Source organism: Streptomyces sp. 2131.1 (genome assembly GCF_900105515.1).
GTDB lineage: Bacteria > Actinomycetota > Actinomycetes > Streptomycetales > Streptomycetaceae > Streptomyces > Streptomyces drozdowiczii.
Window position 1 is genome coordinate 2807830 of record NZ_FNSY01000001.1, and the last position, 19067, is coordinate 2826896.

General features: G+C 71.3%; 16 protein-coding genes and 2 pseudogenes. 10 read left to right on the plus strand and 8 right to left on the minus strand.

Going from position 1 to position 19067, the window contains the following annotated elements; genetic code table 11:
* The first annotated feature begins 175 nt into the window (after positions 1 to 175).
* Both BLW14_RS12495 and BLW14_RS12500 read left to right on the plus strand, forming a co-directional pair.
* Positions 176 to 1909, plus strand: a complete 1734-nt coding sequence (locus tag BLW14_RS12495; RefSeq protein WP_093707133.1) for an RNA ligase family protein — start codon at positions 176 to 178, stop codon at positions 1907 to 1909.
* Positions 1909 to 4065, plus strand: coding sequence for an RNA repair domain-containing protein (locus BLW14_RS12500; RefSeq protein ID WP_093707135.1), 2157 nt, complete (start codon positions 1909 to 1911; stop codon positions 4063 to 4065). The genes BLW14_RS12495 and BLW14_RS12500 overlap by 1 nt, the downstream gene beginning before the upstream one ends.
* A gap of 10 nt (positions 4066 to 4075) precedes the next feature.
* On the opposite strand, the gene BLW14_RS12505 is transcribed toward BLW14_RS12500, so the two are convergent.
* Positions 4076 to 5338 carry an alpha/beta hydrolase family protein gene (locus BLW14_RS12505; RefSeq protein WP_093707137.1) on the minus strand — a complete coding sequence of 421 codons (1263 nt, stop codon included), beginning with the start codon at positions 5336 to 5338 and terminating at the stop codon, positions 4076 to 4078.
* A 36-nt stretch (positions 5339 to 5374) separates the two neighbouring features.
* Between BLW14_RS12505 and BLW14_RS12510 the strand changes: the two genes are divergently transcribed.
* Complete coding sequence (locus tag BLW14_RS12510) at positions 5375 to 5938, plus strand: helix-turn-helix domain-containing protein (protein WP_093707139.1); 564 nt, start codon at positions 5375 to 5377, stop codon at positions 5936 to 5938.
* 91 nt (positions 5939 to 6029) lie between these two features.
* Here the strand turns inward: BLW14_RS12510 and BLW14_RS12515 are convergent, their stop codons facing one another.
* The 3 genes from BLW14_RS12515 to BLW14_RS12525 all read right to left on the minus strand — a co-directional run bounded on the left by BLW14_RS12515 (position 6030) and on the right by BLW14_RS12525 (position 7764).
* Positions 6030 to 6566, minus strand: coding sequence for a nucleotidyltransferase domain-containing protein (locus BLW14_RS12515; RefSeq protein ID WP_256332753.1), 537 nt, complete (start codon positions 6564 to 6566; stop codon positions 6030 to 6032).
* Between the two features lie 110 nt (positions 6567 to 6676).
* Positions 6677 to 6886: a DUF397 domain-containing protein gene (locus BLW14_RS12520; RefSeq protein WP_093707141.1), complete on the minus strand. Its 210-nt coding sequence runs from the start codon at positions 6884 to 6886 to the stop codon at positions 6677 to 6679.
* Positions 6883 to 7764 (minus strand): helix-turn-helix domain-containing protein, encoded by an 882-nt coding sequence (locus BLW14_RS12525; RefSeq protein ID WP_093707143.1) that lies wholly within the window; start codon positions 7762 to 7764, stop codon positions 6883 to 6885. Before BLW14_RS12525 ends, BLW14_RS12520 begins: the two co-directional genes overlap by 4 nt.
* Positions 7765 to 7926: 162 nt before the next feature.
* Here BLW14_RS12525 and BLW14_RS12530 point away from each other — a divergent pair, with 162 nt between their 5' ends.
* The 4 genes and pseudogenes from BLW14_RS12530 (at position 7927) to BLW14_RS12545 (ending at position 10404) form a co-directional block, all read left to right on the plus strand.
* Entirely contained in the window at positions 7927 to 8352 is a 426-nt protein-coding gene (locus BLW14_RS12530) for an ATP-binding protein (RefSeq protein WP_093707145.1), read from the plus strand.
* A 284-nt stretch (positions 8353 to 8636) separates the two neighbouring features.
* Positions 8637 to 9484, plus strand: a pseudogene (locus tag BLW14_RS12535) (helix-turn-helix domain-containing protein).
* Between the two features lie 42 nt (positions 9485 to 9526).
* Positions 9527 to 9874, plus strand: a complete 348-nt coding sequence (locus BLW14_RS12540; protein ID WP_093707147.1) for a hypothetical protein — start codon at positions 9527 to 9529, stop codon at positions 9872 to 9874.
* Positions 9875 to 9939: 65 nt separating this feature from the next.
* A pseudogene (locus tag BLW14_RS12545) lies at positions 9940 to 10404 on the plus strand (N-acetyltransferase family protein).
* Between the two features lie 101 nt (positions 10405 to 10505).
* Here BLW14_RS12545 and tuf read toward each other — a convergent pair.
* The 4 genes from tuf to rpsL all read right to left on the minus strand — a co-directional run bounded on the left by tuf (position 10506) and on the right by rpsL (position 14870).
* Complete coding sequence (gene tuf, locus BLW14_RS12550) at positions 10506 to 11699, minus strand: elongation factor Tu (RefSeq protein ID WP_093707149.1); 1194 nt, start codon at positions 11697 to 11699, stop codon at positions 10506 to 10508.
* 158 nt (positions 11700 to 11857) lie between these two features.
* Positions 11858 to 13987: an elongation factor G gene (fusA, locus tag BLW14_RS12555; protein WP_093707151.1), complete on the minus strand. Its 2130-nt coding sequence runs from the start codon at positions 13985 to 13987 to the stop codon at positions 11858 to 11860.
* 38 nt (positions 13988 to 14025) lie between these two features.
* Positions 14026 to 14496 (minus strand): 30S ribosomal protein S7, encoded by a 471-nt coding sequence (gene rpsG, locus BLW14_RS12560; protein WP_018101248.1) that lies wholly within the window; start codon positions 14494 to 14496, stop codon positions 14026 to 14028.
* Positions 14497 to 14498: 2 nt separating this feature from the next.
* Entirely contained in the window at positions 14499 to 14870 is a 372-nt protein-coding gene (gene rpsL / locus BLW14_RS12565; protein WP_003948652.1) for a 30S ribosomal protein S12, read from the minus strand.
* Positions 14871 to 15251: 381 nt separating this feature from the next.
* Between rpsL and BLW14_RS12570 the strand changes: the two genes are divergently transcribed.
* The 3 genes from BLW14_RS12570 to BLW14_RS12580 all read left to right on the plus strand — a co-directional run bounded on the left by BLW14_RS12570 (position 15252) and on the right by BLW14_RS12580 (position 19060).
* Positions 15252 to 16004 carry a Crp/Fnr family transcriptional regulator gene (locus tag BLW14_RS12570; protein ID WP_093707153.1) on the plus strand — a complete coding sequence of 251 codons (753 nt, stop codon included), beginning with the start codon at positions 15252 to 15254 and terminating at the stop codon, positions 16002 to 16004.
* A gap of 108 nt (positions 16005 to 16112) precedes the next feature.
* A complete protein-coding gene (locus tag BLW14_RS12575) occupies positions 16113 to 16886 on the plus strand; it encodes a hypothetical protein (RefSeq protein WP_093707154.1) in 774 nt (257 codons plus the stop codon).
* The gene (locus BLW14_RS12580) at positions 16883 to 19060 is read left to right on the plus strand and encodes a hypothetical protein (RefSeq protein WP_093707156.1); all 2178 of its coding nucleotides are present in this window, start codon (positions 16883 to 16885) and stop codon (positions 19058 to 19060) included. The genes BLW14_RS12575 and BLW14_RS12580 overlap by 4 nt, the downstream gene beginning before the upstream one ends.
* Positions 19061 to 19067 lie beyond the last annotated feature (7 nt).

Consider the following 19067-nt stretch of genomic DNA (forward strand, 5'->3'; position numbering starts at 1 on the left):
CCGCACCTGCCGTGTCCGTAACCGACCGCGTCGAACTCGTGATCCATCCGGTGCGGAGCCGAGTCCGGGAGCCCCTCGCCGAGCCGGCCGTACGCGTTATTGGTTCGTACGCGAGGGGCCCGCCCACCTACAGTTTCCGGCCGGGAACGGCGCGACGGTACGGGGGCGGAAGATCATGCGGACGCACTATCCACGGACCCCTCATCTGCCCTGGTCGCCCGGGGCCACGTCCGACGACGTGCGGATGACCGACCTCGCCGCGCTGGCCGGGACCGAGGTCGTCGTCACCGAGAAGCTGGACGGGGAGAACACCACGTTGTACGCGGACGGGCTGCACGCCCGTTCGCTGGACTCGGCGCACCATCCGTCCCGGACGTGGGTGAAGGCTCTCCAGGCGCGGGTCGGTCCCCGGATTCCGCCGGGGTGGCGGATCTGCGGGGAGAACATGTTCGCCCGGCACTCCCTCGCGTACGAGGCGCTGGAGAGCCACTTCTACGGGTTTTCCGTGTGGGACGGCGACCGCTGCCTGGGCTGGGACCGGACGGTGGAGTTCCTGCGCTCCCTGGGCATCCCGGCGCCGCCGGTGCTGTGGCGCGGGGTGTTCGACGCGAAGGCGCTGCGCGCGCTGAAGCCGGACACGGGGCGGCAGGAGGGGTACGTCGTGCGGCCGGCGGCGGACTTCCCGGCGGCGCTGTTCGGGCGCGTCGTCGGCAAGTGGGTGCGGCCGGGGCATGTGGTGACCGATACGCACTGGATGCACGCGGAGGTCGTGGAGAACGGGCTCGGGTCTGCGGCGGCGCTGTGGGCGGTACGGTCCGGAGCACCCGTCGACCCGACAGCGCTGGCGGCGGCGGTGGGTGCCGGTCCGGGAGGCGGGGTGTCCGGGGGGCCCGCGGGTCCGGCGCGCGAGGTCCCCGGCGCCGCGGGCCCCCCGGACACCCCGCACCGCGCCGCCGCCCTCGCCGCCGCCGATGCCCTGGACGCCCTCGGCCGCACCGGTGACGACCGGCTCACCGGCGTCCTCGCCGCCCTGCTGCACGGCACCCGCCGCACCGCCCTCGCCCCGCTGCTGGCCCCCGCCCTCGGCATGCCGCTCGCCCGCCGCGTCGCGGACCTCGTAGGGCTCGCCCCCGGCCTGCACCGCCCCTACCCCGACGAGGAGCGGCGCGCCGGGCTGGCCCGGATGGCGCTCGCCGCCGACCTGCCCGTGCTGCACGCGGTGTCCGGGGTGCTGGCGGACACGGCCGTGGCGCGGGAGCAGGTCGAGTGGTCGGCCCTGCACGCCGAGGACGTAAGGGAGCCGGACGGGCTCGCCGGGGCGTTCGCCGATCTCTCGCCGGAGGCCGCCGACCGCTGCCTGGCGCAGGCCCGCGAGGCGTACGCGGACGGCCGCATCGCCACCGCCGAGGAGGCGGTCGCCGCGACCTGGCGGTGGCGGTCCGGGGACTTCCCGCGCCTGGTCCAGCTGGCCGGGCCCCCGGGCAGCGGAAAGAGCACCTTCGGCCGGGGCCTGCCGGGCGTCGCCACGTACATCTCGCTGGACGACCTGCGCCTGGCCCGGGGCTCGCGCGCGGACCAGAGCGCCAACGGGGACGTGCTGCGCGAGGGTCTGGACCGGCTGGACGCGGCCCTCGTCCCCGGCGCGACGGTGGTCTGGGACGCGACCTCGCTCAACCCGCACCAGCGTTCCCTGGTCCACGCGGTCGCCCGCCGCCGCGACGCGCTGGTCACCCATGCCGTGGCCTGGGTCGGCGAGGCGGAGCTGGCCGCGCGCAACGGGCGCCGGGAGCACCCCGTACCGCCGCAGGTGCTGGCGTCGCAGCTGCACCGGTTCGTCCCCCCGTACCCCGGCCAGGCGCACCGCACCTGGTACGTCGGCAGCAGCGGAACCGTGGAGGACCGGGCCTGATGCGCACGAGCGAGGAGATCTACCACCGGGTCCGCTGGGACGCCCGCTTCGACCCGGCGCGCTTCGTGCTGGGCGTGGCGCAGCGCGGCCGGGAGCCGAAGCGGGTGCCGCTGGACCGGTTCACACCGGGCGGGGACATCCCCTGGCACCGGGTCCTCTTCTTCGAGGCGGACGGCGAGGTGGTCTGGGACCGGGCGACGGGCACGGACCGCATCGACGCGACGGACGCCGGCCGGATACGAGAGTCGCGCCGCCTGCCGTCCCCCTACTTCACGGCCCGGATCCCGCACGCGTACTCCCCGGCGACGGGAACCTGGGAACCGGCGCCCACGGGCACGAAGGGCCCGCCCGGCCCGCTGACGGTCCTCACCTGGAACACCCTCTGGGACCGCTACGACAGCGACCGGATCGACACCGCCCGTCGCCGTCCCCTGCTGGCCGAGGCCCTGCGCGCGGCGGACGCGGACGTGATCGCGCTCCAGGAGGTGGAGCCCGCGCTGCTCACACTGCTGCTGGGCTGCGACTGGGTGCGTGCCCACTACACGCTCGCGACCGACCCCGCCGGGCACGACGTCCCGGACAACGGCCTGCTGCTGCTCAGCCGCCTGCCGGTGAGCGAGGCGGCGGTGCACGTGCTGGGCCCGCACAAGGCGGTCGCGGCGGCGGTCGTGGAGACGGCGGAGGGCCCGGTCACGGTGGCCGTCACGCACCTCAGCAGCGACCACTCCCCCGAGGGCGCGACCCGCCGTGACGCCGAACTGACGGATCTGGCAACGGGGTTGGCGGCGGTGGCGGGCGAGCTCGTACTCGTCGGCGACTTCAACGACGGCGGCGACCACCCGCAGACCCGCCTGGCGATGACGGACGCGTGGACGCAGGTGCGCGGCCCGGCGGACGACACCCCGACCTTCGACCCGTCGGCCAACCCGCTGGCCGCGATCTCGTCCCTCTCGGGCCGGGTCTCCCGCCTGGACCGGGTGCTGCTGCGTACGGAGCGGCTGCGGGCGTGCGGGGCGGCCCTGCTCGGGGAAGAGCCCGGGCCGGGCGGGCTGTATGTGTCGGATCACTACGGGGTACGGGTGGGGCTCGGCGCGGCTTCCCGGGTGGCCGCCGAACCCGAGCGCTCCGCCCCGGAGACCGAGGCCGTGACCGCCCGCGTCGCCGCCGCCCTCCCCGACGCACTGGTCCACCTCGTCGGCTCCCGGCGCATGGGCTGCGCACGCCCCGGCGCGGACCTGGACCTGGTGGCGGCGCTCCCCGACGTCCCGGGCGTGCGGGACCGGCTCGCCGCCGCCTTCCCGGAGGCGCGGGACCTGCGCGAGGTTACGGGCGCCCGGGTCCCGGGCCTGCGGTGGTACGTGGACGGCCTGCGGGTCGACCTGGTCACCGTGGCAACGGGCCCCCTCCCCCCGGCCGAAGCGGTCGCCCGCCGCGCGGAGTCGGGCGAGGCGGCGGCGGTCGCGCTGAGCGCGGTGAGCGACGCGGAGGCGGTGCTCGCGGCGGCGGAGCACCACCGGGAGGCGTTCACCGCCCTGGCCCGGGGCGTGAAGGAGTGGGCGGCGGCGAGGGGTCTGGACTCCGCGCCGTGCGGCGGCCTCCCGGGGATCGCCTGGGCGCTGCTCGCGGCCCGCACGGCCCACGAGGGCGGCGGCCTGCGGGACTTCTTCGCGACCTGGGCCGCATGGGACTGGCGCACCCCGGTGGGCGAGGGCCCGGCGACGGGCGACCCGGTCACGGTGTACACCCCGACGGCCCCGGTCCGTTCCTGCACGACCCAAGTGAGCACCGCAGGGCGCGACTTGCTGACGGCGGAGCTGTTCCGGGCCTGGGAGCTCCTGGACACCGATCCGGACCGGCTCTGCGCCCCGCCGACCCTCACCGAGCACACCGCCTGGGCCCTCGCGACGGCGGCCCCGCCCGAGGAGGGCCGCCTCCGCGGACGCCTCCTCGCCCTCACCGCCGCCCTGGCGGAGGCGGGCGCCCCGGACTGTCGCGTGTGGCCGCGCCCGGTCACGGCCCCCGACCGCACGGGCTACGCGATCGGCCTGGGCGCGACACCGCCGGACGGGGCCCGGCTGGCGGAGATCGGGGCGGAGGTGCTGCGCGGGCTCAGGGGGGCGTCGCTGCGCCCCGGCCCGCGTCCGGGCGACGTCTGAGACCAGGCGGCTACGGGGTCTCGTGCCGCGTCAGCCAACTCGCGACCTCGTCCACCACGGCGGGGTCCACATGGCCGGGCCGTGCGTAGTCGGCCGGGGTGGACGGGCCGCTCCCGGCGAAGAAGAGGTGGTCGAGGTGTTCATGGACCCGGACGGACACCTCCGGCCGGCCCGCCAGGGCCCGCCGCCAGCCCGGCAGGTCGTCGGCGACGGTCACCTGGTAGTCCCGGCCGCCCTGGAGGATCAGCATCGGGCATTCCAGCCCGGCCGCCGCGGCCGCCGGGTCGTAGCCGCGCAGGTCGAGCCAGTAGGAGGCGGAGAACCCCAGCGGCAGCGACTCCGGGGGCGCGTCGGGCGTGAGACCCGGGTCCGCGACCGCGGCGGCCTGCCGGACCAGGGTCGCCACCATCGCGTCGGCGGCCGGCCCGGGCGCTAGCCGCGCCAGGTGGCGGGCCACGCGGACGGCCGCCTCGTGCATCGGCTGCGTGTCCGCGGCGAGCATCACCAGACCCGCGATCGACGGATCGGCCGCGGCGATCCGGGGCGCCGCCTTGCCGCCCATGCTGTGCCCCAGCAGGTGGATGCGGTCCGGAGCCACCTCGGGCCGCTGCCGCAGCAGCCGGACGGCGGCGACGGCGTGCGGCACGTACTCGTCGGCCATCGTGAAGTCCGGCCGCAGACGGTCCGGGTGGGCGAAGGTCACCTTGTCGAAGCGCAGCACGGCCACCTGCCGGGAGGCGAGGCCCCACGCGAGGTCCTTCAGCGGCTTGTTCGCGCCGCTGCTCTCGTCCCGGTCGAACGCGCCGCCACCGCTGAGCAGCACCACGGCGGGCCACGGCCCCTCGCCCCGGGGCAGGGTGAGCGTTCCGGGGACCGCGAGCGGCCCGGTGCCCACGACGACGTCGCACTCGGTGAACCGGTCCTCGTCCACGTACCCCGGCGGCTCCCACGCGGCGCCGCCCTGCGCGTCGAACCGCAGCCCCTGCAAGAGACCGTCGGCCCCGGCCGACGTGACCACGGTGAACCCGCCTTCGGCGCAGACCACGGGTATGCGTGCGCGCGCCGAGCCGGCCTCGGCCACCGGCTCCTCGACGGCCGCGCAACCGCCCCGTCCGGCGACCTCGGCCGCCCACGCGAGCCGCAACTGCTCTCCGGACACGGCCGCGCGCAGCGGAGGCGCGAACAGTTCCACCGACTCCTCGAACTGCTCGGCCCGCAGCAGCGCGGCGAACCGACGCGCCGCCTCCGGCACCCCACCCTCAACCGTTCTCATAGTTGAGAAAGGTATCAGCCATGAGAAGGTGAGCGGGTGGACTCCTTGGACCTGCTCGCCCATCCCATCCGGCTGCGGATCGTTCTCACGATGGGCGGCGCGCGCACCCTGACCACCTCTCAGCTCTGCACCCGCATCCCGGAGGCGTCCAAGGCCACGGTCTACCGGCACATCGACCTGCTGACGTCCGGCGGGCTCCTTGAGGTGGTCGAGGAGCGCCGGGTGCGCGGTGCGGTGGAACGCCACTACCGGCTCCGCCAGGACCGGGCCACGATCAGCCCGGAAACGGTCTCCACGCTCACCCCGGAGGACCACCGGCGCGCCTTCACCACCGCGATGACCGCCCTGCTGGCCGAGTTCACCGCCTACCTGGCCCGCGACGAGGCCGACCCCGTGGCCGACCGGGTGGGCTACCGCCAGCACGCGCTGTGGCTCAGCCCGGCGGAGCTGGAGGAGCTGATCGGCGGCCTGCGCGCGGCCATCGCCCCGAAGCTCGCCAACGAGCCGGGCCCCGGGCGCACGCAGTACCTGCTCAGCCCGATCCACTTCCCGATGGAGGCGCCGTCCCCGGAACCCGGCGCGCAGGCGCCCCGCGCCTGATCAGTGGCAGCGCCGGCCCATGGGGTTGCTCGCCGCGGCGTCCAGCGGACGGCCCGCTCGGTGGCGGGGCAGAGGCACGGGCCGGGACAGGTCAAGGCCGCCCGAGCGGTTCAAAGCCCTCGGGCAGCGGAAGCCCGAAGCGCCGGCACAGGAGGGGCACGTCGTGGCGGTCGACGTCACGGGGCTCGTAGCCCGTGTGGCAACGCACCGCCCAGTCAGCCGACTCACACCGAACCGGGGTGCCCGCGATCGATCCGCGCCCGGCAAGCGCGTCGGCGGAGAAGACCGTACCGGTCACCACGGACCCGTAGTGCAGCCTGCCTCCGGCAAGCGGCTCGTACAGGTGCAGGTCGATGCGCCGACGGACGCCGTCGTGCAGGACGAAGTTCCACGGCCGATCGTCCGGCCACGGGAAGATCCGGTCGACACCGGCCTCCGCGAACGCGCGGAACAGGGCCTCAAGGTGTGCGGCCGGCACCCATACGTCGAGGTCGGAGTGGTCTCGCGTCTGCTCCCCGAGCAGTGCGTCCACGCCCCACCCGCCGCCGATGCACGCATCCACGCCGTGGGCGTCCAGCCGCTGAACCAGCGCGACCACGTCTTCGGCCGGCATCGCATAGTCGCTCACCACGCCAGGGTAGGAGCCGGCGGCCTCCTGCTCACGCGTTTTTCGGCTGCCGCCACTCGCACCACGATCCTGAGCGCCCCCCGCAGCCTCGGGGGGCGCTCAGTGCCGGGTCACCGACCGGCGGCGTACGAAACGAACCCCGCCCACGCGGTCTCGCCGAAGGCGAGCGGCGGCACGGACAGGTCCTTGGAGTCACGGACGTGCACCGAACCGGACGCCGACGCGACCTCAACGCACTCGTTGCTGTCGCTGCTGTCGCTGTAGCTGCTCTTGAACCACTCCAGCCGAGGAACGTCGGCGCCGAAGTTCTCGCTGATCATGTCTCTCCCAGTACTTGCTCGATGAAGGCCCGCGACTCCCGAGGCGTGAGAGCCTGAGCCCGCATGATCCCAGTTCGCAGCTCGATGATTCGCAGGTGCCTCGGATCCGCGACCGGACGGCTGCCGAACTCGCCTTCGGAACGCCCCACCGCGGACCCGTCTTTGAACTTCAGCACCTGCATCACGCCACCCATTCCCGCATGGTCCTCGCGGCTGGTCGGCATCACCTGGATCTCAACGTGCCGCAACTCCCCCACCTCCAAAAGGTGTTCGAGCTGACGTCGCAGGACCATTCTGCCCCCGAGAGGGCGCCGCAGCGTCGCTTCTTCCTGCACAAAGCTGAGCTCCGGCGCAGGTGAGCGGCTGAAGATGGATTTTCGGGCCATGCGAGCAGCGACCAGCCGATCGACTTCGTCGGGCGAGAAGGCCGGCCGCCGCATTCCGAACAGCGCCCGCGCGTACTCCTCCGTCTGCAACAGACCGTGGAGGTTGTGACTTCCGTAGGCCGAGAGCTCGACGGCCTGAGCCTCCATCTTCGCCAGCTCGCGAATCTTCTTCGGGTACCGCACCGCCGCCAGGTCCTGCTTCATCGCGGCGATCTTGCCGCCCGCTCCGCACACCTGATCCGCCATGTCCAGCAGCTCCGGCCGAGGAATCCGCCGACCGCCCTCCACCTTGTAGATCAGGTTCTCCCCGTAACCGAGCCGCGTCCCGAACTCCGCCGCCGTGAGCCCCGCCGCCTCCCGCCAGGCCCTGATCTGGCGGCCCACGGCGGCGACCACCGCGACGCCCGACTCGTCGTCCGGGTCGACGTCCCAGCCCGGTTCGTCCGCCCCGGCGTCGGGCTGCCACTGCGTACCGATCTCGTCCACACTCATCCGTGCCCCGCTTCCGCGCGCGTGCCGTTCTTCCTCAACCGTGTACGTCCCCCGGGCGTCACCCCGTACAGCGGGGACAGCGCTGGACAAGCTGGGGACAATGACCGTACGTAAGCACCGAGTCACTGTTCACGGTAGGCGCCCACGGCCACCCTGAGTGACGTGAACCGAGAAATCACCCGACCCGAACGTTCCGCTCCTCCCCGGCAGTTCGCGGTCCAGCTCTCCCCCACGCGCCGGGGCGCACGGCTCGCCCGGCTGCTCACCACGGCGCACCTGGGCCACTGGGGGCTCCCCACCGAAGCGGCCGCGCACATCGTGGCCGAGCTGGCCGCCAACGCCGCCGTGCACGGGCGCGTGCCGGGCCGCGACTTCCGGCTGAGGCTCACGGTGAGCCCGGAACAGCGCCTGCGGATCGAGCTGACGGACACCCGGAGTGACCGCCTGCCCGTGCCCGACTCCCCCGGCCCCTACGCGGAGAGCGGGCGCGGTCTGCTCATCGTCGAGGCCCTGGCCGACCGCTGGGGCGTCGTGGAGGGGCCGGTGCCCCGCAAGACGGTGTGGGCCGAGCTGGACCTCGTACCGTGACCGACTCCACCGCGTCGCGGCCGACCGCGTCCCGGGCCACCGGGTCGTGGTCCTCCGGGACGTAATAAAGGCTTTTAAAGAACCCGGGAAAGAACCTCACCCAACCCCACCCCACCCCGCTCTGACCTGCATCACTCGCGCGGGTGAACTCGGGCAACTGGGCTGGATTCGGCACGGGTTGGCTGGCATATGCTCGCCGCGACAACACCACACAACGTAACGGCCCCCGGCGAGACGCCAATCTCCACCGAGGGCCTGACCAACGAGGAAGTAGTCCCTTCCTGATGGCTATCCCGCAGATTATCGCGCCCCCGCGCAGCCGATCCGGCTCCCCCACCGCAGGCGTCCAGCACGTCAACGTCCGCCACAGCTCCGGCTTCACGGTGATCGGCAACCACCTCGCCCAGCACCCGGACCTCTCGCTGCTCGCGATCGGGCTCGCCGCGCACATCCAGTCACTGCCCGCCGGGGCCAGGGTCGGCATCAAGTGCCTCACCGCCCGCTTCCCGGAGAGCGAGGCCCGGATCGCCGCCGCGCTGAAGGAACTGGAAGCCGCCGGATACCTGCACCGCAGCCGCGTACGCCTCCCGGACGGCCGCGTCGTCACCCGCACGACGTCGTACAACCAGCCACAGGCCACCGCCGCACCCGCGTCCCCGCCAGCTCACCGGAAACGCCCACCCACGCGCCACCTGCTCCCCCCGTGCCCAGGAAGCAGCCCCTGCCGCCGCCCCCACCGCACATCCCGAGCAACCCAGACCACCGGCCGACCGCGAACCTCCTCGCCGGACGCCGCCGCCACGCACCCCAACTCACGCTCTCCGAGCGGGACATCACCGCGCTCGCCCCAGCGGTCGCCACCTGGCTCGACCGCGACGTGCACCCCGCGACCATCCAGCACGCACTGACCAGCGACCTCCCGGCCCCCCTCAGGCACCCGGCAGGCTTCGTACGCAACCGCCTCACCGCGCTCCTGCCGCCCCCGCTCCCACTCCCGCTCCCCGACACGGCGGCACCGCGCCCCGCAGTCATCCCGCTCCAGGACTGCGACCTCTGCGACCGCGTCTTCCGCGCCCCGGAGCCCGGCCACTGCCGGGACTGCCGCGAGGCGGAGACGTACGGAGCCGTCTGACCGGCGGGAACCCTCCCCGCCGGGCTGGACGTCCACCTGTATATGGAAACCGAACAGACGTCCCGGCGCGAAGCCGCCATCGGCGCAGCCGGCCTCCTGACAGCGGTCCTCGGCGCCCTCGCCGGCCTCGCCGTCTGGCTCCCGTACGGCCGCAGAGGCATGTTCGGCGCGTTCGAAGGCGAGCGGAACACCGACGTGCTCCTGCTCGGCCTGCCCGTCCTCGTCGTCGGCGGGACCGTCGCCGCCCTGGCCGCCTTCGCCGCCGCACGGGGCCGGTGGCGCACCGCGCTCGGCCTGGCGACGGCCGTCGCGGGGCTCACCGCGCTCGGGTACGGCTTCGACGTCCTGGCCGCACCGCAGGCGGCGACGGACTGCGGGTCGCCCTGCTGAGCCCGTCCGATCTCGCGGGCCGGAACGGCGACGGCCGCCCACCCGCCCTCTGACAGACTCCCGTCATGCACGTACGTACCACCCAAGCCTGGGACCTGCGCCCCGCCACCCCCGGCGACCTGGGGGACATGGTGGAGCTCCGGGCCGTCGTGATGCGCCCCGACCAGGTCCGCCTCGGCCGCTTCGACGAGCACCGGGTGTGACAGCGGATGCGCGCCTCGTACGTCCCCGAGCGCACCTCGGTCATCGTGGTGGACGGGCGGTTCGCGGGCTGCGTGACCCTGCGGCCGTACGAGGACGGGTGGTGCCTGGAGAGCTTCTTCCTGGACGCGGCGCTCCAGGGGCGCGGCATCGGCTCCGGCGTACTGCGGCACCTGCTGGACCGTACGGACGCCGAAGGGGTGCCGGTGCGGCTGAACGTGCTCCGGGGCAGCGCCGCGCGGCGGCTGTACGAGCGGCACGGGTTCGTGACCGAGCGGGAGGACCCGGTGGACGTGTTCATGATCCGGCGGCCCGGCGCCGTCGCGTAACCCCCGTAAAAAACCGAAGGGCCCCGCCCCACCGCGTGAACGGTGGGACGGGGCCCTTCTTGGTGCTCTGTGCGGAGCTACCAGGTCAAACCAACAAGGACTTACTTGTTGATCTTGGTGACCTGGCCGGCGCCCACGGTCCGGCCACCCTCACGGATGGCGAACTTCAGGCCCTCCTCCATGGCGACCGGCTGGATCAGCTGGACCGACATGACGGTGTTGTCGCCCGGCATGACCATCTCGGTGCCCTCGGGGAGGGTCACGACGCCGGTCACGTCCGTGGTACGGAAGTAGAACTGCGGGCGGTAGTTGTTGAAGAAGGGGGTGTGACGGCCACCCTCGTCCTTCGACAGGATGTAGGCCTGGGCCTCGAACTCGGTGTGCGGCGTGACCGAACCGGGCTTGATGATGACCTGGCCGCGCTCGACGTCCTCGCGCTTGATGCCACGGAGGAGCAGACCGACGTTCTCACCGGCCTGGCCCTCGTCGAGCAGCTTGCGGAACATCTCGATGCCGGTGACCGTGGTGGTGGTCTTCTCCTGCTTGATGCCCACGATGTCAACGGTCTCGTTGACCTTGAGGACACCACGCTCGATGCGGCCGGTGACGACGGTGCCACGACCGGTGATCGTGAAGACGTCCTCGATCGGCATCAGGAACGGCTTGTCGACGTCGCGCTCGGGCTGCGGGATGTTCTCGTCCACGGCCTTCATCAGGTCGAGAACGGTCTGGCCCCACTCCTTGTCGCCCTCGAGCGCCTTGAGCGCCGAGACCTTGACGACCGGAAGGTCGTCGCCCGGGAACTCGTACTCGGAGAGCAGCTCGCGGACCTCGAGCTCGACGAGCTCCAGGATCTCCTCGTCGTCCACCATGTCGGCCTTGTTCAGGGCGACGACGATGTACGGAACGCCGACCTGGCGGGCCAGGAGCACGTGCTCCTTGGTCTGCGGCATCGGGCCGTCGGTGGCGGCGACCACGAGGATGGCGCCGTCCATCTGCGCGGCACCGGTGATCATGTTCTTGATGTAGTCCGCGTGACCCGGGCAGTCGACGTGCGCGTAGTGACGCGACTCCGTCTGGTACTCGACGTGCGCGATGGAGATGGTGATACCGCGCTGGCGCTCCTCGGGAGCCTTGTCGATCTGGTCGAAGGCCGAGGCCTCGTTCAGGTCCGGGTACGCGTCGTGCAGCACCTTGGTAATGGCGGCCGTGAGGGTCGTCTTACCGTGGTCGATGTGACCGATGGTGCCGATGTTGACGTGCGGCTTAGTCCGCTCGAACTTTGCCTTCGCCACTGGGGTCCTCCTGAGTGGTTCTGTACGCCTTGCTTCATCGGCGCCAGGTGATCTTTGCTGGGATGCCGGTGCCGGGGGCATTCGCCACGCTACTTACGCGCTGCGACGAATGCCCGACCGGACTCCGGTGATAAGCCTAAAGCGTGTGCTCCGAAGAGTTACTCGCCCTTGGCCTTCGCGATGATCTCCTCGGCGACGTTCCGCGGAACCTCGGCGTAGGAGTCGAACTGCATCGAGTAGCTTGCGCGACCCGAGGTCTTGCTGCGGAGGTCTCCGACGTAGCCGAACATCTCCGAGAGGGGCACGAGGCCCTTCACGACGCGAGCGCCGCTGCGCTCCTCCATGGCCTGGATCTGGCCACGGCGGGAGTTGAGGTCGCCGATGACATCGCCCATGTAGTCCTCGGGCGTGGTGACCTCGACGGCCATCATCGGCTCGAGGAGCACGGGGGACGCCTTGCGGGCACCCTCCTTGAACGCCTGCGAACCGGCGATCTTGAAGGCGAGCTCCGAGGAGTCGACCTCGTGGTAACCACCGTCGATCAGGGTGACGCGGACGCCCACCATCTCGTAACCGGCCAGGACACCGAACTGCATGGCTTCCTGGGCACCCGCGTCCACCGAGGGGATGTACTCACGGGGGATGCGGCCACCGGTGACCTTGTTGACGAACTCGTACGACGCGTCGCCGCCCTCGAGGGGCTCGATGGCGATCTGCACCTTCGCGAACTGGCCGGTACCACCAGTCTGCTTCTTGTGCGTGTAGTCGATGCGCTCGACGGCCTTGCGGATCGTCTCGCGGTACGCGACCTGCGGCTTGCCGACGTTCGCCTCGACGCGGAACTCGCGCTTCATGCGGTCGACGAGCACCTCGAGGTGAAGCTCGCCCATACCACCGATGATGGTCTGGCCGGTCTCCTCGTCGGAGTGCACCTGGAAGGACGGGTCCTCCTCGGAGAGGCGCTGGATGGCGACACCCAGCTTCTCCTGGTCACCCTTGGACTTGGGCTCGATCGCGACCTGGATGACCGGCGCCGGGAAGTCCATGGACTCCAGGATGACCGGGTTCTTGTCGTCGCACAGCGTCTCACCGGTGGTGGTCTGCTTCAGGCCCATGACGGCGATGATGTCGCCGGCGCCCACCGAGTCGATCTCCTCACGCTTGTTCGCGTGCATGCGGTAGATCTTGCCGATGCGCTCCTTCTTGCCCTTGACGGAGTTCAGCACCGCGGTGCCGGCGTCCAGGCGACCGGAGTAGATCCGGACGAAGGTGAGCTTGCCGAGGTGCGGGTCGCTCGCGATCTTGAACGCCAGAGCCGAGAGCGGCTCGTCGTCCGAGGGCTTGCGCTTGATGACCGTCTCGGGGTCCTTGGGGTCGTGGCCCTCGATGGCCTCGACGTCCAGGGGGGAAGGCAGGTAGCGGACGACCGCGTCGAGCAGGGGCTGGACGCCCTTGTTCTTGAACGCCGTGCCACAGAACACCGGGGTGACGGTGACGGAGTCGGCGCTGCCCTTGGAAGCCAGCGTGATGCGACGGATCGCCTCGTGCAGCTGCTCCTGGGTGGGCTCGGTGCCCTCCAGGTACAGCTCCATCATGGCGTCGTCGTTCTCGGCGACGGCCTCGAGCAGCTTGCCGCGCCACTCGTCGGCCTGCTCCTGGAGGTTCTCCGGGATGTCGACGATGTTGTACATCTCGCCCTTGGCGGCCTCTTCGGGGTACACGAAGGCCTTCATCGACACGAGGTCGACGACGCCCGTGAAGTCCGCCTCGGCGCCGATGGGCAGCTGCATGACGATCGGGGTCGCGCCGAGGCGGTCCACGATCATGTTGACGCAGCGCAGGAAGTCGGCGCCGGTGCGGTCGAGCTTGTTGACGAAGCAGATGCGCGGCACGCCGTAGCGGTCCGCCTGACGCCAGACGGTCTCGGACTGCGGCTCGACGCCGGCCACACCGTCGAACACGGTGACGGCGCCGTCGAGGACGCGGAGCGAACGCTCCACCTCGACGGTGAAGTCGACGTGACCCGGGGTGTCGATGATGTTGATGGTGTGGTCAACATCGTTGAGCGGCCAGTGACAGGTCGTCGCGGCGGACGTGATGGTGATGCCGCGCTCCTGCTCCTGCTCCATCCAGTCCATCGTGGCAGCGCCGTCGTGGACCTCACCGATCTTGTACGAAACGCCGGTGTAGAACAGGATCCGCTCAGTGGTGGTCGTCTTGCCCGCGTCGATGTGGGCCATGATCCCAATGTTGCGGACCTTGGCCAGGTCAAGCGAAGTGGTGGCCATAAGGCTCAGTCTTCTCTCGGTCTCGATGGGGGTAGCGACTACCAGCGGTAGTGCGCGAAGGCCTTGTTGGACTCGGCCATCTTGTGGGTGTCCTCACGCTTCTTGACGGCAGCGCCAAGACCGTTCGAGGCGTCGAGCAGCTCGTTCATGAGCCGCTCGGTCATCGTCTTCTCGCGGCGGGCGCGGGAGTAACCCACGACCCAGCGCAGCGCGAGGGTGGCGGCACGACCGGGCTTGACCTCGATCGGCACCTGGTAGGTGGCGCCACCGACACGGCGGGACTTGACCTCGAGCGAGGGCTTGACGTTCTCCAGGGCGCGCTTCAGCGTGATGACCGGGTCGGCGCCGGTCTTCTCACGAAGACCCTCCATGGCGCCGTACACGATCCGCTCGGCGGTGGAACGCTTGCCGTCGAGCAGGATCTTGTTGATCAGCGACGTGACAAGAGGAGAGCTGTAGACCGGGTCGATGATGACCGGGCGCTTCGGGGCGGGGCCCTTACGAGGCATTCTTACTTCTCCTTCTTGGCGCCGTAGCGGCTGCGGGCCTGCTTGCGGTTCTTGACACCCTGGGTGTCGAGCGAGCCGCGGATGATCTTGTAACGAACACCCGGCAGGTCCTTCACACGGCCACCACGCACGAGCACGATGGAGTGCTCCTGCAGGTTGTGTCCCTCACCCGGGATGTAGGCCGTGACCTCGATACCGGAGGTCAGGCGCACACGTGCGACCTTCCGGAGCGCGGAGTTCGGCTTCTTCGGGGTGGTCGTGAACACACGCGTGCAGACGCCGCGGCGCTGGGGCGAACCCTCGAGTGCGGGCGTCTTGTTCTTCTCGACCTTGTCCTGCCGGCCCTTCCGGACCAGCTGCTGGATCGTAGGCACTACTTCTCCGGTTTCTGTGTGCCGTCGGTGAAACTAACCTGGAACGTCACCGACCCACGCGGTCGGGTGTGTCGAATCCTGCGAGCCCGTACCGGAACGGCATGAGGAGCACGGATCACGGTGGCCGAAGACAGGCTCGCCATGCGGTTGAGGACACGCACGCGAACCCAGGCACACCCCAGGCACAAGGTCTGAGCGTACCTACCTCACGGACCTGGGTCAAAACAAATGGCGCCCAGGCCCGGGGCGGCGGCCCGCGCGCACCATTTTGGACATGGCGTGACCACCCCGGCACGCTACGTGGCCGAAACGCCTCCGGTCACCGGCCCACCCGACGGAACCGTCAGTACATTGAACCGCGCCGACGAATCGGGGGGTCGTATGACGGGCGCCACAGCCCTGCCCGGCGAGGACGGACTCGACGACCGGGTGCCCTTTCTCGCGCGCCTGGAACGCGAGGAGCGGGAAGCCCTGCTCGCGCTGGGACGGGAGCTGTCCTTCGCTCCCCGGGCACCTCTGCTCCAGCAGTACGAACCGTCCTCCCACGTGCTGCTCATCCTGCGCGGCTGGACCAAGGTCATCGCGGCGGCCGAGAACGGCTACGAGGCCCTGCTCGCCCTGCGCGGGCCCGGTGACATCGTCGGGGAGTCGGCCGCCCTGACGGGCCGCCCCCGCTCGGCGACGGTGACCGCGCTGGCTCCCGTACGTGCCGTCGTGATCACTCACGAACGGTTCCGCGACTTCGTGAGCCGCTCCCCCTCCATCTCGCTGAAGCTGCTGGGTCTCACGTCGGACCGGAACAGGGCGGCGGACCGGCGGCGGCTGGAGTTCGCGTCCATGAGCGTCCGCGAGAGGTTCGCGGTGCTCCTCCTCGACCTCGTGCGGTCCCACGGACGGCGCACCGGTGAGGGGATCGAGATCACCGTGCCACTCAGCAAGCAGGAGCTGGCCGGCGCGATCGGCGCCTCCCGCGAAATGGTGCAGCGTCTACTGAAGGACCTCCGGGCCCGGGGCATCGTGATCACCGGCCGCCGGACCCTGGTGGTCGTACGCCCGAGCGCCCTGCGGCTGATGGCCCGCACCTCGTTCCAGCAGTCTGCCGAGCTGCCCCAGCAAAGCACTCCCGCCCCCTGACGTCTGTGCACGCTGTCACAGTGCGAGTGCGTCTTCTGCCCTCACCACCGCGGCCCCGCCGGCGACAGGCTCTTGCCGAACCAGCCGACGGCGAGAGGCAGCACTCCCATGTCCGACCCTGTGAACAGCACCATCTTCCTTCTCGATATCGAGAACTTCAGCAAACGCGATGACGTGGAGCAGGCGTATCTGCGCCGCATGCTGTTCGAACTCGCCGATCGTGCGCTGCTGACCGCGGGCATCGAGATGACCCGGCGGCAGCGCGCCGACCGGGGCGACAGCGTGATGGAGCTGATCGACTCCAACGCGTCGGTGACCGCGCTGCTGCGTACGCTCCTCACTTTCGTACCGGCGGAACTACGAGCGGTGAACCGCACGGCCTCCAGCTCTGCGCAGATGAGGCTGCGCGGGGTCGTCGCGTCCGGGTACGTGGCGGTCGACGGTGGCGGCGGCTGGGTGGGGTCCGACCTCAACCACGCCTGCCGACTGCTCGACGCGAAGGTGCTGCGGCAGGCGCTGGAGGAGCGGCCCGGCAACGACTTCGCCCTGGCGGTGTCGGAATCTGTCTACCGGGGCGTCGTACGGCACAACCATCCCGGGGTACCGGCCGACGAGTTCCACGCCGTCACCATGGACAGCAAGAACGGCCCGCTGCCGGCCTGGCTGCACGGGTGGGGGCCAGCACCGGAAGCATCCGCCGGAGCGAGCGACACCACCCCCTCCGCGGCCCCCCTCCGGCAGCCCGCTCCGCAGGCGTCCACGTTCGACCTCGGTGGGGCGACGGTGAACGGCGGCGTCTTCGGCGGCGAGAACCGCGGCATTGGCGGCGGGGTATTCCACGGCAATGTCCACTTCGGGGACGACCGCGGAGACCGGGGGTGAGCGGCGAACCCGATCCCCGTCAACCGGCCGATGAGGAGCAGTCACCGGCCGCCGCGCCCGCCGTGCACACGGACGAGGCGGCCGACGGCGCCCCGGCGGACCGGCCGCAGGATGCCTGGGCGGCGCGCCGGGACCTGGAGGACCACGCCCCGCGCTCCATGGCGTTCGGCGCGGAGACACGGCTGGCAGGTGGTGTGCTGGGCGGCGTCAACCACGGCATCGGGGGCGGCTTCTTCCACGGAGACGTCCATGTGGACGCCAGGACCCATGTCCACTACGGGTTCGGCGCCCTGTCGGCCGCCCATTCCTCGGGCGAGATCCGCGCCGCCATGCTGAGCGGGATCGCCGCGTGCTTCGCCGATCCGGGGCCGGCGTTCACGGCGCTCGTCGAGCAACTGCGCGAGGAGCGCGTACTCGTACTCAGCGGACCCCGGTCCTCGGGCCGTCGTACCGCCGCGCTCATGCTGCTGCACCGCCTCGGCCTCTCCCCGGTGCACTCACTGGCCCGGGACACCTCACCGCACGCCCTTCTTCCGGAGAGCGACGACGACGCCGGGGCACAGGGGCACCTTCTGTGCGACCTGGAGACCGACAGAAACAAGCCGTTACGGGACGTCGATCTGCTGGCCCTGCGCGACCGGCTCGGCCGGCGGGACGCGTACCTGGTGATCACGATCGGTCCCACGGCGTGCCTGGAGGATGTGCGGCCGCGTCCCTGGCAGCCGCCCGCACCGGCCGATGTACTGGCCGCGCACCTACGGGCCCGGCTCGACGAGGACACCGCCGCGGACCTGCTGGCCCTGCCGGTGGTCGCGGAGTTCCTCGCACGCGACCACCAGCCCCGCGAGACCTCCGCCTTCGCGTCCGTACTGGTCGAGCACACAGCCGGGAACGCCAGCGGGGAGGACGTCGGCAACTTCTCGCTGGCGGCCCTTGAGGACCAGGTCCGGGAGTGGTTCGAGGAGGACGACACCGTGCTGCACCTGCGGGAGAAGTCCTTCCTCATCGCACTCGCGGCGTTCGACGACGGACCGTACGCGCTCACGGCCGAGGTGAGCGACCGGCTGTACGCACGTTTGCAGGAGACTGCGGACTCCCAACTTCCCGCCGCCGTACCCGTATTCGGTACGCACATCGGCAGACGTCTGCAACGGGCTAGGGCACTCCGCTACGAGGCCGACGAGCCCACCGAGTGGGGCCCGGTACGGCAGGTGAAGGCGGCCTTCCGGGACGACCGGACCTCGCTCGTCCTCCTGCGGGAGGTGTGGACCGGACACCCCTCGGCACGGCCGGCCCTGGTGCAGTGGCTGCAGGAACTGGCGAAGGACGGCAGGCCGCTCGTCCGTACCCGTGCGTCCTCCACGGTCGCGGTCCTCGCCCATACAGACCTTCCCTCCGCCATGGCACTCGTCATCGAGCCCTGGGCGGCTTCCCCGCTGTACGGGCCGCGAACCGTCGCTGTGCACGCTCTGGCTCTCGCGCATCGCATCGGCACTCCGAACGTGCCGCAGATCCTCGACGCCTGGTGCGACAGCGACGCGCTCCATCTCCGCTGGGTCGCCATCCGTACGCATGGACTGATCGGACCCGAACGGCCGGTCGAGACCCTGGCGGCCCTGCGCACCGCGGCACACCGGGAGGACCGGGACGATCCGGAAGAGGCCCCCGGTCAGGACGACGGGGAACTGGGCGAGGCGCTGGCCGAGTCGGTGGAACTTCTCCTGCTCTCCACAGCCAACGACCAGGTGCTCGACGAGCTCCTGAGAACCCAGGAACGCGACCGGCGCATGCGGACCCTGGCCATGAACGGCTTCCTCGGCGCCTGCGGACGCACCGAGCGCGGCGCCCCCAAGGGCCGGCCGATCGTCCTGGACTGGTACGCGACGTCCCTGACGACGCACACGCCTGCGGCAACGGGGATCCGGTCGCTCATGCGTACGGCGCTGAACGACCGGGACCACCGCAAGCACGCCCTCGACGTGCTGAGCCGGTGGGTGCTCTCGGCCGAAGGCGTACCCGGGGCCGAGAGTGCACTCTCCCACCTGCTGTCCGGCCTCGCCGTGGACGAGCAGGAGCGCCGGCGCATCAGCCACCTGTTGCGCACGCTCACGGGCGACGACGGCACACAGCCGCCCTTGGCGAACCGCCTGCTGGCCGCGCTGCCGCTGCCCTGAACCTCCC

What these genes read in the sequence shown, in the direction of transcription:
- BLW14_RS12495 (WP_093707133.1), top strand. Translation starts at nt 176, where the DNA reads ATGCGGACGCACTATCCACGGACCCCTCATCTGCCCTGGTCGCCCGGG.
- BLW14_RS12500 (WP_093707135.1), top strand. Translation starts at nt 1,909, where the DNA reads ATGCGCACGAGCGAGGAGATCTACCACCGGGTCCGCTGGGACGCCCGC.
- BLW14_RS12505 (WP_093707137.1), bottom strand. Translation starts at nt 5,338, where the DNA reads ATGAGAACGGTTGAGGGTGGGGTGCCGGAGGCGGCGCGTCGGTTCGCC.
- BLW14_RS12520 (WP_093707141.1), bottom strand. Translation starts at nt 6,886, where the DNA reads ATGATCAGCGAGAACTTCGGCGCCGACGTTCCTCGGCTGGAGTGGTTC.
- BLW14_RS12525 (WP_093707143.1), bottom strand. Translation starts at nt 7,764, where the DNA reads ATGAGTGTGGACGAGATCGGTACGCAGTGGCAGCCCGACGCCGGGGCG.
- BLW14_RS12540 (WP_093707147.1), top strand. Translation starts at nt 9,527, where the DNA reads ATGGAAACCGAACAGACGTCCCGGCGCGAAGCCGCCATCGGCGCAGCC.
- fusA (WP_093707151.1), bottom strand. Translation starts at nt 13,987, where the DNA reads ATGGCCACCACTTCGCTTGACCTGGCCAAGGTCCGCAACATTGGGATC.
- rpsG (WP_018101248.1), bottom strand. Translation starts at nt 14,496, where the DNA reads ATGCCTCGTAAGGGCCCCGCCCCGAAGCGCCCGGTCATCATCGACCCG.
- BLW14_RS12570 (WP_093707153.1), top strand. Translation starts at nt 15,252, where the DNA reads ATGACGGGCGCCACAGCCCTGCCCGGCGAGGACGGACTCGACGACCGG.
- BLW14_RS12575 (WP_093707154.1), top strand. Translation starts at nt 16,113, where the DNA reads ATGTCCGACCCTGTGAACAGCACCATCTTCCTTCTCGATATCGAGAAC.